Annotated in this window: 17 protein-coding genes; all 17 read left to right on the top strand. The window is 68.1% G+C overall.

Annotation, left to right across the window (positions count from 1 at the left end; all coding sequences use genetic code 11):
- Positions 1-1,178 precede the first annotated feature (1,178 nt).
- Complete coding sequence (locus JF886_RS16455; RefSeq protein WP_337314429.1) at positions 1,179-2,084, top strand: M23 family metallopeptidase; 906 nt, start codon at positions 1,179-1,181, stop codon at positions 2,082-2,084.
- Positions 2,085-2,298: 214 nt separating this feature from the next.
- Positions 2,299-2,562 carry a hypothetical protein gene (locus tag JF886_RS16460; RefSeq protein WP_337314431.1) on the top strand — a complete coding sequence of 88 codons (264 nt, stop codon included), beginning with the start codon at positions 2,299-2,301 and terminating at the stop codon, positions 2,560-2,562.
- A 46-nt stretch (positions 2,563-2,608) separates the two neighbouring features.
- Positions 2,609-4,036, top strand: a complete 1,428-nt coding sequence (locus JF886_RS16465) for a DUF4331 domain-containing protein (RefSeq protein ID WP_337314433.1) — start codon at positions 2,609-2,611, stop codon at positions 4,034-4,036.
- Between the two features lie 50 nt (positions 4,037-4,086).
- Positions 4,087-4,449, top strand: coding sequence for a phospholipase (locus tag JF886_RS16470; RefSeq protein WP_337314435.1), 363 nt, complete (start codon positions 4,087-4,089; stop codon positions 4,447-4,449).
- 65 nt (positions 4,450-4,514) lie between these two features.
- The gene (locus JF886_RS16475) at positions 4,515-4,832 is read left to right on the top strand and encodes a Sec-independent protein translocase subunit TatA/TatB (protein WP_337314437.1); all 318 of its coding nucleotides are present in this window, start codon (positions 4,515-4,517) and stop codon (positions 4,830-4,832) included.
- Between the two features lie 32 nt (positions 4,833-4,864).
- Positions 4,865-5,554, top strand: a complete 690-nt coding sequence (tatC, locus tag JF886_RS16480; protein ID WP_337314439.1) for a twin-arginine translocase subunit TatC — start codon at positions 4,865-4,867, stop codon at positions 5,552-5,554.
- Positions 5,555-5,990: 436 nt separating this feature from the next.
- Entirely contained in the window at positions 5,991-6,698 is a 708-nt protein-coding gene (locus JF886_RS16485) for an ABC transporter ATP-binding protein (RefSeq protein ID WP_337314441.1), read from the top strand.
- Positions 6,695-8,038 carry an ABC transporter permease gene (locus JF886_RS16490; protein ID WP_337314443.1) on the top strand — a complete coding sequence of 448 codons (1,344 nt, stop codon included), beginning with the start codon at positions 6,695-6,697 and terminating at the stop codon, positions 8,036-8,038. The genes JF886_RS16485 and JF886_RS16490 overlap by 4 nt, the downstream gene beginning before the upstream one ends.
- An 8-nt stretch (positions 8,039-8,046) precedes the next feature.
- Positions 8,047-8,808, top strand: coding sequence for an SGNH/GDSL hydrolase family protein (locus JF886_RS16495; protein WP_337314446.1), 762 nt, complete (start codon positions 8,047-8,049; stop codon positions 8,806-8,808).
- Positions 8,809-9,009: 201 nt separating this feature from the next.
- Positions 9,010-9,819 carry an S-methyl-5'-thioadenosine phosphorylase gene (locus JF886_RS16500; protein ID WP_337314448.1) on the top strand — a complete coding sequence of 270 codons (810 nt, stop codon included), beginning with the start codon at positions 9,010-9,012 and terminating at the stop codon, positions 9,817-9,819.
- A gap of 26 nt (positions 9,820-9,845) precedes the next feature.
- A complete protein-coding gene (locus tag JF886_RS16505) occupies positions 9,846-10,511 on the top strand; it encodes a glycosyltransferase family 2 protein (RefSeq protein WP_337314450.1) in 666 nt (221 codons plus the stop codon).
- Positions 10,508-11,155, top strand: a complete 648-nt coding sequence (locus tag JF886_RS16510; protein ID WP_337314452.1) for a TIGR04282 family arsenosugar biosynthesis glycosyltransferase — start codon at positions 10,508-10,510, stop codon at positions 11,153-11,155. The genes JF886_RS16505 and JF886_RS16510 overlap by 4 nt, the downstream gene beginning before the upstream one ends.
- A 6-nt stretch (positions 11,156-11,161) precedes the next feature.
- Positions 11,162-12,700, top strand: a complete 1,539-nt coding sequence (locus JF886_RS16515; RefSeq protein WP_337314454.1) for a DUF2079 domain-containing protein — start codon at positions 11,162-11,164, stop codon at positions 12,698-12,700.
- 8 nt (positions 12,701-12,708) lie between these two features.
- Positions 12,709-13,839 carry an acyl-CoA dehydrogenase family protein gene (locus tag JF886_RS16520; protein ID WP_337314503.1) on the top strand — a complete coding sequence of 377 codons (1,131 nt, stop codon included), beginning with the start codon at positions 12,709-12,711 and terminating at the stop codon, positions 13,837-13,839.
- Positions 13,839-14,648, top strand: coding sequence for an Rv1680 family SBP-like protein (locus JF886_RS16525; protein WP_337314456.1), 810 nt, complete (start codon positions 13,839-13,841; stop codon positions 14,646-14,648). The genes JF886_RS16520 and JF886_RS16525 overlap by 1 nt, the downstream gene beginning before the upstream one ends.
- Complete coding sequence (locus tag JF886_RS16530) at positions 14,642-15,634, top strand: Rv1681 family radical SAM protein (RefSeq protein WP_337314458.1); 993 nt, start codon at positions 14,642-14,644, stop codon at positions 15,632-15,634. The genes JF886_RS16525 and JF886_RS16530 overlap by 7 nt, the downstream gene beginning before the upstream one ends.
- A 23-nt stretch (positions 15,635-15,657) precedes the next feature.
- Positions 15,658-16,179, top strand: a complete 522-nt coding sequence (locus JF886_RS16535; RefSeq protein WP_337314459.1) for a DoxX family protein — start codon at positions 15,658-15,660, stop codon at positions 16,177-16,179.
- The last annotated feature ends 85 nt before the right edge of the window (positions 16,180-16,264 follow it).

The following is a 16,264-nucleotide window of genomic DNA, read 5'->3' on the forward strand; positions in this document are numbered from 1 at the left end:
AATCGCCATGTCCAGGTAGGTGACCGCATTGAGCGCCGTCGTCCCTGCCGCGCCCGCGGCAGCGCCGATCAGCAGGCCGCGTCCGATGCCCATGTGTTCAACGGTACCGCATGCCTAGCATGGAACCGACGCCCGTTCAGAGTCCTGGCCGGCAGCGTCTGACAGTCGTCGCACAGCGCTGATTGTGGCTGTCCTCCAGCGAGTACGCGCCGCTATTGGCGGTCTCCGATTCGACGACGCACCGTCGTTGAATGTGGCACGTGACAAGAGCTGTGCGACGGCGACGCCTGACTTGGTTGGCCGGAGGCGCAACTCTCGCTGCAGCGGTGACCTTCGTCGGGGTCCCCGTCGCCGACCGAGTAGCGGTGGCGTCCGCGGCAGGTGTGCCACGCACCTCGCTCGGAGCCTGGTCGGCAACTGTACCGAGCGCGCCTCCTACGCCATGTCCGTCCCCATCGCCATCCCCCTCACCCCGAGGTGGCGTGAGCAAGGACTGCCCGACGCCGGTTCCGAGTCCCTCGAGTAATCCGAGCCCGCCTCCCACGGCGCCACCGAGTCCACCCGTCCCATCCCCAACCGCATCGCAGCCTCTCAGCCCGGCAGCTACCGCCGCCGCCCTGCCTCCGGGCACCGGCGCGGTGATCATCGACGCGGCACTGGCCCCGAAGCGCGATGCACCTGTGAGTCATCCGCAGCCAAGCTTCCGGCCACCGCCATTGCTCCACTTCGATCCCTACGCCGCTGCCTTCGGTCCGCCTGCACCGTCCGGACTGCGGCCTGCGGTCCGTGACGCCACTCTGCGCTCGCCGAGATCGTCGACGTCGAACGAGGCCCTGATGCTTCTCGCCGCCACGTGCGCGATCCTGATGTTGCTCGGGCGGAGACGGTCAGATGCCGCTCCGGCGGCGTTCCCAGGCGGCCGATGGCCACGAGGCGGAGTCTTGGCGCGACAAGGAGTGACCCGACGTGTGCGAGTGTGGGTGTCCTTCCACTGCTTCGTCTCTCGACGATCCGCGATCGCGGCTGGAGTCGCGCTGCTCGGGGTGCTCACCGTTCCTGGCGCTTGGTCACCAGCGCCGGCGCCGACCAACGCACGCATCGCCGCGGCTCAGCGTCAGCCGGCAGTCGTCAGTGCGCGTGAAAGACGAGTCGCCGCGAGCGCGCGTCCTCAAGTCGCGATGCCCGCGACAATTTCTGCCACTTCTGTCTGGTCCACCTTCGTCCAGCTGGAGGCCGAGATTGCTGACCACCAGGAGATGCTCGCCCAGCAGCAGCGACAGCTCGCGACACTGACCTCCCAGGACATGGCTCCTTCCTCGGCCGGCCGCCCAGCAGATGTCATCGAGACGGGTTCGCGTGCGACCGCGCTCCGCGTGCTGGTGTTGCAGCAGCAGACGGTCCTGGGTGAGTACCACGCCAGCCTGCGAGAAGAGTTTCAGTTCTTCGTCGCAGTAGCGCAGGATGCGGCGTTGCGGGACGCCCTAACAGTGGCAGCGATCCAGACACCAGCCGCTGCCGCGGTGAACGTCGACCTCGGCGCCGTGGTCTCGGAGCTGCAGCAGCAACGAGCGGCGACCGCTGCCGCATCCGCTGTGCCCGTTGAGGCAATTGTTCGGCAGATCAGCCTGGTCGCGCGACCTCCCAGATTCCTGGCGCCGGTTGGCGGCGTCGTGTCCCAGGGCTTCGGCCCGACCAACTTGGCAATGGAGCCGTCGATCATGTTCCAGGGAGTGACTTACGCGCACTTCCACACAGGCATTGACATCATGAACGTCCTCGATAGCCCGATTGCGGCGGCGGCGGCCGGGCAGGTGACCTTCGCCGGGAGTGATCGCGACGCCTCCGGTCACCTCGTCGGCTACGGGAACTACGTTGTCGTTGCTCATGGAGGCGGCTACATGACGGTCTACGGGCACTTGGACAAGGTCCTCGTGGCCACCGGTCAGGTCGTTGGCGCTGGCGAGGAGATTGGGTTGCTGGGCTCCAGTGGCTGGTCCACCGGCCCCCATCTGCACTTTGCGATTCGCCTCAAGGGGATCTTCGTCGATCCCGAAACCCTGCTCGGCAGCGCGGTACGTCCGTGAGGATTCCATGTCCGGCGGCGCTTTAGGTGGGGATGCACAAGAGGGTGGCAACGGTCCGTGGCGCCTTTTCGCTATTGAAAACGACGCTGGGGAGCGCGTCGTGTGTGGAAATACGGAGGTGGCGAGCGTCCGGCTCCGTCACCCACGTCGGCGAGACGCGGGTGCCCCTGCCGCGACCACAGACCACACCACAGACCACCAAGGAGGGGCCCAGATGCCAGGGGTAACACGCCGCGGTTTCATGTACTCGTCAGGCGCCGCCGCCGCGGGCTTGGCCACGGCCGGCGTTGCCGGCGGTGCGCTGTCGGGAATTCTCGGCTCTGCGGCACCCAGTCTCGCCACCGCCAACGCGGACCAGCGAATGGTCGCGTACGTGCGCGACGGCTCCAAGGGCGAGGTGACCGTGATGGTGGGAGACCGCGCAGTGACCTTCCACGACGCTCAGCTCGTCCGTCGCATGCAGAAGGCAATCGCGTGATCGACACGCTCACCACACCCGCAACGCCAGGAGGGGAGTAACCACCATGTCGTCCCACAGGGAAGCGCCGGCAATCTCCGAGGACCCGGTCGCTGACAATACCGACGTCTACGCCTTCGTCAGTCCTGACAAGCCCAGTACGGTCACGTTGATCGCCAACTTCGTCCCGTTGGAAGACCCGGCGGGGGGACCGAACTTCTTCGTGTTCGGCGACAGCGTGCTGTATCAGATCCATGTCGACAACGACGGCGACGGGCTGGCCGAGGTCACGTACGGGTTCTCGTTTAGCACCACGTACGCGTATCCCAACTCGTTCCTGTACAACGTGGGCCCGATCACCTCGATCAGCAGTCCCAACCTGAACCGACGTCAGGTGTACACGGTCACCCGCACCACCGATGCGGGCACCGTGACGCTGGGCAGCGGGCTGGCCTGCCCACCGTGCAACATCGGGCCGGCGTCCACGCCGGACTACGACGACCTGGCTGGGGAGGCGGTTCACAACCTGGGCGGAGGTCGGACCGTGTTCGCCGGCCAGCGAGCCGAGGGCTTCTACGTCGACCTCGGCGCCATCTTCGACCTCGGCGACCTGCGGCCCTTCCAGAGCCTGCACATCGCCACCCACATGCCCAACAGCCAGGGCATCAACGCCACCAAGTACAAGAACGTTCACTCGATCGCCCTCCAGGTTCCCAAGACAGACCTCACAGCCGGTGGCAGCGCTCCCGCCGACCCCACCAAGACCAGCTCGACGGTCGGCGTGTGGGCCACGGCCAGCCGCCAGATGTCGCGGATGTACGAGGCCAACGGCACCATCCTTGACACCGGCGGCCGCGTGCAGGTCTCGCGGCTGGGCAACCCGCTCGTCAACGAGGTTCTCATCCCGGTCGGCAAGAAGGACTACTGGAACTCTCAGCAGCCGGTCAATGAGAGCCAGTTTGCGCAGTACTTCGCCCATCCCGAGCTGGCATCTCTGCTGCCGGGCCTTTACCCGGGGGTCTTCCCCCACCTCAACGCCCTGAACAAGTCCGGCAAGCCACGCGCGGACATCGAGGCGATCTTCCTCACCGGCATCCCCGCAGGCCTTATCCCGGGCTTCCAGAACTACACGGGATCGGTGCAGGCGGAGCAGCTCCGTCTCAACATGGCGATCCCGCCGACCACCAGCAAGCCCAGCAACCTCGGTCTTCTCGGCATGGACCCGGCGGGCTTCCCCAACGGGAGGCGCGTCTTCGACGACGTCACAACCATCGAGTTGCGGGCGCTCGCCGGCGTGACCTACGCGCTGGTCGACAAAAGCTACGTGCCCGACAAGGCTGCCGGGGAGATCACCCAGGGAATCAACTCGAGCAACACCGACCTGACCGCGGACAACACGGTGCACTACCGGTCCGCGTTCCCGTACTTGGGCCATCCCCACGCGGGCTTCGATGTTCCCAACGACAACGAGCCCGCCCCGGTCACCAGGTACTAGAGGAGGGCCCGCTGGGGGCGACGCGTCGCCCCCAGCCCCGCCTTGAGCAGATGGCTGAACACAACGATCTCGGACCCACCGGCGCCGGATCTGTCGTCGCGAACATCGGCGGCGACCGCGGCGCGCTGGTTCTCTACACGCCGGAGTCCATGGTCGGTGCCGAGATTGAGGTCAGCCTGGCAGCCGGCGGCGTCAGAACGCACGTGGCTGTTCGCGAGCGACGTGCGGGAGCCGAGCGACAGTTCGCCGCCTTCTATCCCACCCTCGTCGCTGGAGAGTACGTCGTGTGGGACGCGTCGTCACGCCCCACAGGGATGGTCACCATCGTCGGCGGAGAGGTGGCTGAGTTGTCTGTACGTATCACCGACCGCGCTCGCGGTCAGCATCACTTCTCGCTTTCGCCCGGGACCTGAAATCGCCTGCTGAGGGCGTCCGGCTGGCCACGTCAACCGGTGACAATCAACAGAGGTCATACGCCATGCCATTCGTCGGGACCGGTCACATTTGGCTGATCGGGATACTGCTGATCATCGTTCTGATCATCTGGGGCCCTGGTAAGCTCCCCGATGTCGGATCTGGAATGGGTCGGGCCATTCGCGAGTTCCGCAAGGCCTCCGAGTCAACCAAGGCAGAGTTCTCCAAGGCGACCACCATGGGGACGTCCGACGGGCCTGTCGCCACGGTGCCTGTGGTGCCTGTGGTGCCCTCGCCGGCGGCCGTTGCCGACCCGGTCCCGGTTGCCGCCGGTGTGACCCACGACGCCGGCGGCGAGGGCAACCACCGCACGCCGAGCTGACGTGACGTCGGCGACGCGGAGGGGGTGAGCGGGTGCAGGGGGTGGCCGGCGACGAACGCCGTATGCCGGTCCTCCAGCACCTCGAGGAGCTCAGGCGCGTCCTGATCATCTCGACGCTTGCCTGGGCTGCAGCCACCGTGGCGGCACTCGTTTTCCACGCGGCGATTTTCGAGTTCCTACTCCATCCCTTGGTCTCCGTCCTGGCAAAGACCAACCACATCACGTCGTCCGCGATCTTCACCAGCCTCACCGAGGGGCTCACGATTCCCATCAAGATCTCGGCGATCGTCGGATTCGTCGCAGCTTTGCCAGTGATCATCTGGCAGACGTGGGAGTTCACGTCGCCAGGGCTTCGCCCGGTCGAGAAGAAGTTCGTCGGACCGTTCATCGCCTCCGCGATGCTGCTCTTCGCAGGTGGCGCGGCATTTGCCTACCTGGTGATGCCGATCGGGCTCAACTTTCTGGCCACGTTCCTCGGCAACAGTGCGGTCTACCTGCCCGACATCGACTCGTACCTATCCTTCCTGCTGCTCCTGATCGTTGCTTTCGGGGTGACATTCGAGTTGCCCGTCATCGTCATCCTCCTCGGCGTGCTCGGCGTCGTCTCCTCCCGTCTGCTACGCGCCAAGCGCAAGCTGATCTGGGGGCGATCATCGGCGCTGCCCTGCTGGTCACGCCGGGTGCAGACCCGTATACCCCGACTGCCTTGTTCGTCCCGCTGATCCTCTTTTTCGAGGCCTCCGTTCTCATCCTTGACAAGGTGCTGAAGCGATGACGGCTGACTGACCCAGTTTGCGCTCGGCTTGCTGCTCGCCACGCGCCTTGTGCCCGGTCGTCTGCGGGGCGCGGGGCTCGGCCTCTTGGCTGTCGCGATCAGTGAGGCGGCCCTGCAGAGGTTGCCGGCCAGCATCAGCGCTCCGGGGGTGTATCGGGCCTTCGACGACGGTTGGGGTTTTGGCCTCTTGATCGCTGCCTACGGCGCTGTGGTGACGCTCGCGGCGAGTCGCTCGCTGAGGTCACGGCAGCGCCCATAGCGAGACAGGGCGCGGGCTCAGTTGGGAGGCGCGCCCTCATGCTGACGGGGTGTGACCAGGCCTTCGCGGCCTCGCTCCACGAGCCAGACGTCGGTGGTGAGGTGATCTACGCTTTGATTGGCCAGTGACCCAGGTGTCGTCGACCGCGCGCGCAGATCGCGGAGTCGCCATTCACGCGCATGCGCTGACGCACTCGTACAGCCGTGGGAGACAGAGCGTCTCAGTTCTGCGCGGCATCGAGCTCGAGATCGACGCGGGAAGTCATGTCGCGCTGCAGGGACCGTCTGGCGCCGGCAAGAGCACCCTCCTCAGCCTGCTCGGTGGGTTGGAACCCCCAAGCGGCGGGGAGCTCGTGGTGGGCGATCACGACCTGCGCAGGACGCGTGGCCGTGCGCTGGCGCAGTACCGCCGCCTCATCGTCGGGTTCGTCTTCCAGCATTTCGGCCTTGTCGAGGTGCTCACCGCTCGTGAGAACGTCATGCTCGCGATGAGCTTGTCGCGGGTCCCTCCGGCAGCGCGCCGCCGCCGCACGGATGAGGCACTCGCTGCGGTCGGACTCAGCCACCGCGGCACCCATCGCCCGGCACAGTTGAGCGGCGGTGAACGGCAGCGGGTGGCGATCGCACGCGCAATTGTCAAGCAGCCGCGCCTCCTGCTCGCCGACGAGCCGACCGGCAACCTCGACGACGAGGTTGCGGTCCGCGTGCTCGACCTGCTCGACGCTCTGCGGCGCGAGCACGGCTGCACCTTGGTGGTGGTGACCCACAGTGCGCTCGTCGCTGCGCGGGCGGATCGCCACCTCAGGCTTCGCGACGGCGTGGTGCAGTTGTGAGTTGGCGTGACGGGATCGCGCTGGCGCTGCGCAGCATCAGGCGCAGGCCGGCACGAACGGTGCTCACCATTCTCGCTGTTGCACTGGGCAGCGGGCTCCTCGTTGCCCTGGTGGCGATCGCACAGGTGGCCGACACGCAGGTGATCGGCCAGCTCGGCAAGGGCGGTCCGACCAGCGCCATCACCGTACTGCCCGCCGCCGCGACGAGCGCGCAGCTTGGCAGCGACTCAGCTCAGTCAGGTCAGCCCAACCCGATCACCGCCGAGACGGTGCGCACGATCAGCCGTGCTTCGGCGGTCAGCTCCATCCAGACGGTGATCAGCCAGGCGGTTATCGTCGTGCCACCACCGCTGGGCCAGTCGATCCCCAACTTCCTCGGTGAAGATCCTGACCGCGGGTTGGCCAGGACGTTCTTCGACAACCTCATCGGCGTCGACCTGAACTCAGCCGGCAACCTGCCCATTACGCTCCTGGCCGGGCGTCTCCCAACTCCGGGTTCCATGTCCGAGGTGGCCGTGACGGCCGGGTACCTCGATCACGTGGGTGTGGACGTCAAACACCCGGACAGGGTCCTCGGGAACGTGATCGAGATCGGCGCGCCGCAGGTCACCGATGCGTCCGCCGGCAGCGTCCGATCGCGGTGGACGCGCGCGGCAATCACCGGCGTGGTCGCGCAGAACGCGGGCAGCGGCAACCTCCTGGCCACCCAGGAGCTCGCATCCGCGGACCGCGCGTGGCAACTGGACGGTGTGGACGGCAGCAGCATCGGGCTCCCACTGCCGCCGTCACCATATGCCGGTCTGATCGTGGTGGCCGACTCCCTCAGTGACGTGCACCAGGTGCGTGCTGAGATCACAACCCTCGGCTTCGCCAACAGCGCTCCGGAACACCTGGTGGCGTCCACGCAGCGCTACCTGCACGTCGTCGACATCGTGCTCGGGGCCATCGGCACCATCGCCCTGGTCATCGCGGTGCTCGGCATCGCCAATGCCCTGCTCGCCGCCGTGCGCGAGCGGCGCCAGGAGATCGGCATCCTCAAGGCCATCGGCGCCCGCGACGGCGACATTCTCCGCTGGTTCCTCACCGAGGCCTTCCTGTGCGGTGGCATCGGTGGCATCCTTGGCACTCTGTTCGGATTGGGGGCGGTCGCCATCACTGCGCAAGTGGTGGACACGTACCTCGTTGGCCAGGGCCTCGCCAGCGTCTCGCTCGGGGGCGTTCCGATCCTCACGGCGATGGTTGGGGTGTTCGGCTCGGTGCTGTTGTCGCTCCTCGCCGCCGCATGGCCGGCGCTACGCGCCGCGCGCCTGCCCGCTCGCGAGGCGGTCGGGGCACTGTGAGACCCAGCGTGGCGAAGCTCGTGGGGACGGTGGCGCTCGCCGTGGCCTGCGCGAGCTGCGCCGGCGGCCCGCCTCCGCTCACCTCGGGCCCGACGATTCCCGCGGCCGGCAGGCCGGTCGTCTACGCCGCGCTCGGCGCCAGTGAAACCGCGGGCACCGGCTTGAACGACACTTCGTTGCGTGCGCGGTATGCGTGGCCGCAGCTGTTCTTCAATGCGGCGCTTCCGCGGGCGGCGACGTACTACAACTTCGCCGTGCCCGGCACCACCACCGAAGCGGCCCTGCGAGAGGAAGTCCCGCCGGCGCTTGCCGTGCACCCGGGCATAGTCACGGTCTTCTTCAGCATCGACGACCTGGTTCAGGGGGTGTCGCCGACTACCTTCGGCACCAACCTGGACGCCATCGTCCACGCCATGCGCCAGGGCGGCCGGGCTCGGGTGCTCGTGGGCAACGCTCCGGCGATCGACACCCTCCCCGCATTTCTGGCCTGCCGAGGCGTGTCGTTCGAGGGGGTGCACTGCCCGGTGCTCGCGGGCGTCACCATTCCGCCGACGCAGGCTGTTGATGCCGCCGTGAGCGCCTATGACGCAGCCATCGCCGCGGTGGTCGCGCGCGAGGGCGCCACTCTGGTCGACCTGCGTGCCCACAGTGACCAGATCACCGCCCATCCCGAGGACGTCGCCCCGGACGGGTTGCACCCGAGTCCGCTCGGCGATCAGATGATCGCCCGGCTGTTCGCGACTGCGTTCGAGGTGAAGCGTGCCGGCTGAGGGCGGGTTCAATCGGAGCTCAATGGCCCGTTACCGGCACGGCACCTCGGCACACGCACCTGGCGCCGCGATGAGCTACCGTGACAAGCGTCCCGGATCCGCTGAGGAGCGGGCGCCGGGAGTGGTCCGTCAACCTTCCGGCCGCGTATGAGGGGCAGGCCCCGGCGGGCGTGATGGCGGATCCGCGGAGGAGGACGTTCGTTGCCGTACGCTGAGTTTGCCGTGATCGGCGGCAGCGGTTTCTACGCGCTCATCGACGGTGAGGGCGCCGAACGGGTGGCCGTCGAGACACCGTATGGGGAGCCAAGCGACACCGTCGCGCTGGGCTTTGTCGCTGGGCGCATGGTGGCCTTCCTGCCGCGGCACGGCAGTGGGCACACCGTTCCGCCCCATCGCATCAACTACCGCGCCAACCTATGGGCGCTGGCCTCGCTCGGCGTGACGCGCGTGATCGCGCCATGTGCGGCCGGAAGCCTCCGCGCCGAGGTCGACCGTGGCGACGTCGTGGTCTGCGATCAGGTCATCGACCGCACCCGAGGACAGCGTCACGACACGTTCTTCGACGGACCGGAGGTGGCCCACCTCAGCGCGCCATCGCCCTACTGTGCCGAGCTGTCCGCCGCCGCGGCGACGGCGTGCACGCAGGCGGGTCTGCACACACACCACGGCGGGACCGTGCTGGTGATCGAAGGGCCGCGGTTCGCGACGGTCGCGGAGTCACGTGAGTTCGCACGAACCGGAGCCCACATCATCAACATGACCCAGTACCCGGAGGTCGTGCTCGCCCAGGAGCTCGGCATGTGCTACGCGGGACTCGGACTGGTCACCGATCATGACGCCGGAGTGGACCGCGACCAGCCGAGCCAGGCGGTGACCCAGGAGGAGGTGCTGCGCGTCTTTGCCGCCAACCTCGAGACGCTGCGCGCCGCGATCATACGGCTCATCGCCGCGTTGCCCGCGACGCGCGGCTGCGACTGTGCAGCGCGCCGGCCACAGACGATCAGGCATTGAGCGCCCTGGACCGGGCCGGAGCGCGCGTGGCAGTCATCATTCCAGTGCGCGACGAGGCGGACAGCATTGGTGCCGTGGTCGAGACGGTCCGCACCGAGCTGGGCGCCGAGGTCATCGTCGTCGACAACGGCAGTCGTGACGGCAGCGGCGCAATTGCCGAACGGCACGGGGCTCGCGTCATCGGCGAGGCACGGCGCGGATACGGCTGGGCCTGTCGCACCGGCTGTACCGCCGCCGCGGGCAGCGACGTCGTGGTCATCATCGACGGCGACGGCAGCATGGCCGCGGCTGACATCCACCGCCTTCTGAAGCCCATCCTCCGCGACGAGGCGGACATCGTGTGCGGCGCCCGACCGCGCGGGTCTGCAGCCATGCCATGGCACCAGCGCGCGGGCAACCACGTCATCGGGCTGCTGTTGCGCACCTTGTACGGGCTGCCGCTGCGCGAGCTCGGGCCATTCCGGGCTGTGCGGGTGGCGACGCTCACCGGCCTTGCCCTTCCGGGCTCGCGGTACGCGTGGCCGGCACAGATGCTCGCGCGAGCTGCCCGGTCTGGTCTGCGCGTTGCCGAGGTGCCGGTGGGATACGCCGACCGGACCGCAGGACGGTCGAAGATCGGCGGCAGCGTGCGCGGTTCGTTCGGCGCCGCGTGGGGGGTCGGGTGGGTGCTCATCGGCGAGCGGCTGCGATGAACGCGCTTGTCGTCTTTGGGCGTTCGCCGGACACCGGCTCCGGCAAGAGCCGCCTGCGACCCCTGCTGGGGAGCGGTCGCGTCGACCTGCTGTACTCCGCCTTCCTCGAGGACATCCTCGGCTGGGAGCTGCCGCCCGCGACCACCATCTTCGTGGCCCTCACCGCGGAGCCCAACGGCCTCACCCGGATGGCACCGGACGCGACCTTCCTGGTGCAGCCGGCTGAGGCGTTCGGGGACAGGATCAGCGCGGCAGTGGACAGTGTCTTCGCTGCCGGCGCGGCGCGGGCCGTGATCGTCGGCACGGACTCGCCCACGCTGCCGGCGGTGACCCTGGCTGCGTGCTTCGACAGACTCTCCGAGCACCGTGCCACGCTGGTGCCGGCCGCCGACGGAGGGTGGGTGGCCATGGGTGTCGACGCAGCGCTCGACGGCTCCCTCGCCGGCGTGACCTGGAGCTCTGCGCAGACGTGCGACGCGACGCGGGCGGCGCTCCATCGTGCCGGCCGCAGCCCGCTCCTCCTCGATCCCTGGTATGACGTCGACGACGCCGCCGGGCTGGCGCGGCTGCGCCGCGAGGTGCGTAGTGAGACCGGGTCAGCGCGAGCGCCACGCACAGCGCGAGTGCTCGCCCTGTCACCGTGACCGGCCGTGATCCGCCGGACACTTCTACAACGCGGGCCACTGCTTGTCGCCGTGGCGACAGCGCTCGTCGTCGCCACGACAACCCTGCTCCGCTACCTCACTTTCCACTCGCCGGCATATGACCTTGGGTTCTTCGAGCAGGTCACCGAGCAGACCGCTCACGGCCACCTGTTCGTGTCGGCCTTCCTCCCGTACTCGTTCCTCGGTGAGCACTGGGAGCCGCTGCTCGGGGTCTTCGCCCAGTTCGACCGCCTCGTGCCGACCCCGATCTGGTTGCTTCTCATCGAGGCGGTGGCGGTAGGGGCGGCCCCGCTAGCGGCTGCCCGGCTCGCCGCTGCCTGGCTGCCCCTGTCGAAGGCGGCACCGCTCGTCGCCGCCCTGGCGATGGCGTGCAGCCCGTTGCTCACCACCGGCGCCGCCTTCGACTACCACACCGAGGCGCTGACGCCGGCGGTCGCGCTCTTCGCGCTCGACGCGGCCGCTCGCGGACGCTTTCTCCGCTTCGTTCTCCTTCTGCTTCTCCTGGCTGCCATCAAGGAGGACGCGCTTCTCGTCGTCGCTGGGGTCGGCTGGATCGCCTGGCGCGCCGACGGCAGGCGCATCGGGCTCGCGGCCGCCGGCGCTGGTGTCGCCGGCTTCCTGACGCTGGTCATCGCTGTCATGCCCTTCTTCCGCCACGGGCTGCCCACCGATCTCCTCAAGACATACGGTTGGTTGGCACCCGCCAGCAGGTCGGTAGCACACCTCTTGGTCACCGCGATCAGCCACCCGGGAACGGTGATGAGCCACCTTCTCTCCCACGACGCGCTGTACGGCTGGGCGATCGCTCTCCTGCCCCTGGCATTGTTGCCGCTCCTCTCAGGTTGGGCACTTCTGGGCGCCCTTGCTGTGCTGCTGGTTCCGCTGATGACCAATGTCCCCGCCGAGATGTCGCTCCACTACCAGTACGGCCTCGAAGCTGCCCCGTTGCTGCTGGCCTGCGCCCTCCTTGGCTGGCGGCGGCTCGCGAGCGACGGCGCTGCTCGTCAACGCCGTCTCGGCGCGTTGCTCGCCGCCACGTCGGTGGCCGCCTATGCGGTGGCAGCGCCGCTGCCCGGCGCCCTCGGCTTCGACGCGTCGACGGTGTCCGGCGTCGGCCGGCACGCGGACGTTGAGCGGCTGCTCGGCCTGATCCCGCCGAATGCGCCCGTCGCCGCACAGACCGGCCTCGTCGCCCACCTCGGCAATCGCGCCTCGTTGTGGGAGTTCCCATCGGGACTCGGGGTGCCGTACGTCGTGCTCGACGCTGAGGGACCGATCAGCACCCAGTCGCGGCACGGCTTCGCTCGCGCCGTGGCCGAACTACCGTCCGCCGGGTACGCGGTGATGGCGGCGGCGGCGGGCGTGACGCTATGGGCCCGGTGCTCGGTCGCGCCGGTGGGAAGCTGCGCTCATCGGTCAGCGGCCGGACCGATAGACTACCCCGGCCTCGCCCATGATCCGATCGGGCTCGGAATCCGTAAAGGCTGGACGTACACATTCGGATACCCAGGGGAGTCAGGGTGAGCGTGACGATGGCGCCGCGAGTGATCCAGGAACGGCTTGCCCCAGTACTCGAGGCCGCCGCCGGCAACGCTGCCGATGTCGACCGGGCAGGCAGGTTTCCGCGGGAAGCAGTCGACGCCCTGCGCGACAGTGGCCTCTGCGGGCTGACCGTGCCCGAGGCAGAGGGTGGCCTCGGGGGCAGCCCGCACGACCTCGTCGAGGTCATGTCGAGCGTCGCTGCGGCGTGTGGGTCCACGGCGATGATCTACCTCATGCACGTCGCCGCCACCATGCCCGTCGCGGTGGCGCCCCCCGATGGCCATCCCGGCCTGCTCCGCGAGATGGCGAGCGGCGCCAAGCTCGGCACGCTGGCGTTCAGCGAGCGCGGGAGTCGCAGCCATTTCTGGGCACCGGTCTCACGGCAGGCACAAACCAACGGTTCCGTCGCTTTCAGCGCGACGAAGAGCTGGGTGACCTCCGCCGGCGAAGCCGACATCATCGTTTCGTCAGCGCTGGTGCCCGAGGGCGGCCCCATCGACAGTGACCTGTTCGCGATCCCGCGCGCAACCCCCGGCATTGAGCCCGGTGGGCCGTGGACCGGCATGGGGTTGCGTGGCAATGACTCGCGGCCGATGTCGTTGGAGGTCGAGATCCCCGCCGGTTGGCGGCTGGGCTCACCGGGCGAGGGCTTCCGTCTGATGATGGAGGCGGTGCTGCCGTGGTTCAACCTCGGCAACGCGTCGGTCTCCCTTGGGCTCGCGACCGCGGCTGCCGACGGCGCAGTGAAGCACGCCACGGGTTCATCGTTCCAGCACCTCGGTGAGAGCCTTGCCGACCTTCCGACGATCCGCGCGCAGCTCGCGCGGATGCACATCCGCACCGACGCGCTGCGCTCGTACCTGCACGAGGTGGCTGGATCGCTGATGCAGCCCGACGACCGAACCCAGCTGCGCGTGCTCGCCAGCAAGGCGTACGCCAACGACACCGCGCTCGAGGTCACCGACATGGCGATGCGCGTCTGCGGCGGCGCGGCGTTCTCGCAGCACCTCGCCATCGACCGCTTCTTCCGCGACGCTCGCGCCGGGCACGTGATGGCTCCGACAGCCGACGTTCTCTACGACTTCTACGGCAAGGCGATCACCGGCCGTCCGCTCTTCTGATGGCGGCCCGGACAGTCGTCGTCGGCGCGGTGGCGTACACGGCCAACGTGGTGCCCATCTGGGACGGCATCCGCGAGTACTTTCGCGGCAAGGAGCCGGACATGGACTTCGTGCTGTTCTCGAACTACGAGCGTCAGGTTGATGCTCTCATCGCCGGGACGATCGACATCGCCTGGAACACCAACCTGGCCTGGGTTCGCACTGTGAAGCAAACCGGCGGACGGTGCCGCGCCCTCGCCATGCGCGACATCGACGTCACCTTCCGCAGCGTGTTCGTCAAGCGCGCCGGTGACTCGATGGCGAGCATCGATGACCTCCGCGGACGCCGGATTGCGCTAGGGTCGCGTGACTCCACCCAGGCGGCGATCCTCCCGCTCTATTACTTGCGCCGCGCCGGCCTTGAGGACATCGAGGTGGTGCGCTACGACCGCGACGCGGGCAAGCACGGGGACACCGGGCGCAGCGAGATCGACTCGCTGCGGGCGATGCTCGACGGTGAGGCCGACGCCACCGCGATCGGCATCACCACGTGGGAAAGCATCGGCCGCGACGACCTCATGAAAGGGACGGTAGAGGCATTTTGGGAGACGCCCGAATACTGCCATTGCAACTTCACAATTACCAATCTCGACGCGGCCGTGGCGGACGCCTGGGCTGCGAGCCTGCTCGCCATGGACTGGGACGTCCCGGAGCAGCGCCGGATCATGGAGATGGAGGGACTGCAGCGCCGCTGGGTGCGGCCTGAGCTCGCCGGCTATCAAACGCTGTTCGAAGCCGTCGAGGAGCAGGAGATCCCACTTCGATGGTGATCCTCGACCTCGTTGAGCGGGTGGGCCCTCTTGCTGAAGGCATGGTGGTCCGGGTCGACGCCGGCCTGCCCGCGGAGGTCGAGCTCGCGCGCGCTTGGTGTGACAGGACCGGCAACACGCTCGTCGAGGCGACAGGGCAGTGGATTGAGATTCGCCGGGGCCGTACGGCCGCCGCCCGCAGTAGCCTGCCTCCGGAGCGTCGGCCGGGCGTTCGCCTTTGGATGTACACGAACTTCGACTGCAACCTGGCGTGCGCGTACTGCTGCGTCCGTTCCTCGCCACGGGCGCCGCGCCGGGCCCTCGGCTCCGAGCGCATCGCCCGGCTCGCCGCGGAGGCCGCCGCCTGGGGAGTTGAAGAGCTGTACCTCACCGGCGGTGAGCCCTTCATCCTTGCCGACATCGACGAGAGCATTCGGGCGTGCGTGGCACTCCGCCCGACCACGGTGCTCACCAACGGCATGCTCTTCACCGGCCGTCGCCTGCGCACCCTCGCGGGGTTGCCCCGTCAAGGCCTCGCGCTGCAGATCAGCCTCGACTCCGCGACGCCGGCGATGCATGACCACAACCGCGGCGAGGGCAGCTGGGATCGGGCGATGGCGGGAATCCGCACCGCGCTCGACCTGGGTTTCAGGGTGCGCGTTGCAGCCACCATCGATCAGAACAATCCAGGGGCTCTCGCCGCGGCGGACCAACTCGAGGCGCTTCTCGACGAGCTCGGCATAGCGGCCGAGGACAAGCTCACCCGGCCAGTGGCCCTGCGCGGCTTCGCCGACAGCGGCCTGGTGCTGGCGCCCGAGACGATGGTGCCTGAGGTGACAGTCACGGCGTCGGGCGTCTACTGGCACCCTGTCGGCGCGGACGACACCGACATGCTCATCGACTCGGTGCTGTTCCCGCTGGCGCCTCGCATCGACCGGATTGTGTGCCTGTTCGAGGAACACGCGCAACGGCAGGCGTCAGCTGCAATGGTGTTCCCGTGCGCCTGATACGCTCCGACCGTGTCCCCGTCGTGAGCTGGAGCGCGGCACTGGTCGTGCTTCGGACATTCCTTGGAATCGCGTACTTCACCAATGGGCTGGCGAAGCTGATCGGATTTAGCAACTTTACGATCGGCCCCTGGACGCAGTACCTCATCAACCGACCCGGTGCCAAGGGCGTCCTCACGTATGACGTGCACAACCCGCACTACGGCATCCCGCTGGCGCGGGATTTTGCTCACAACTTCGTTCTGCCCAACTGGGACGTGATTGGCTGGGTCGTGACCGCTGGCGAGTTGGGCGTAGGCATCGCCTTGCTGCTCGGCATCTTCGGCCGCCTCGGGGCGTTCGCCGGTTTCCTCATGGCGCTGATGCTATTTATCTGGGATCTTGGTGCCGGTGGCTGGACCTACGACTACTTGTACGACGTCGTACTGTTGGGCATTCTCATGCTGACACCCAACCTCCCCGGACTCGACCGCTTGATGCCGTGGTCACGCGCCTATCGCGGTCGACGGACGGTCCAGGCGCCGGCGACCACGTCGACCGGCTAGAGCACAAGCAGAACCGATCGCGCCGGGCCGCGGGTGACCGGTAGGCAGGCGCGAGTGATCCGCTTGCGGCGGGCCCGCGTACGCA

Source organism: Candidatus Aeolococcus gillhamiae, assembly GCF_016464765.1.
Classification (GTDB): Bacteria; Chloroflexota; Dormibacteria; order Aeolococcales; family Aeolococcaceae; genus Aeolococcus; species Aeolococcus gillhamiae.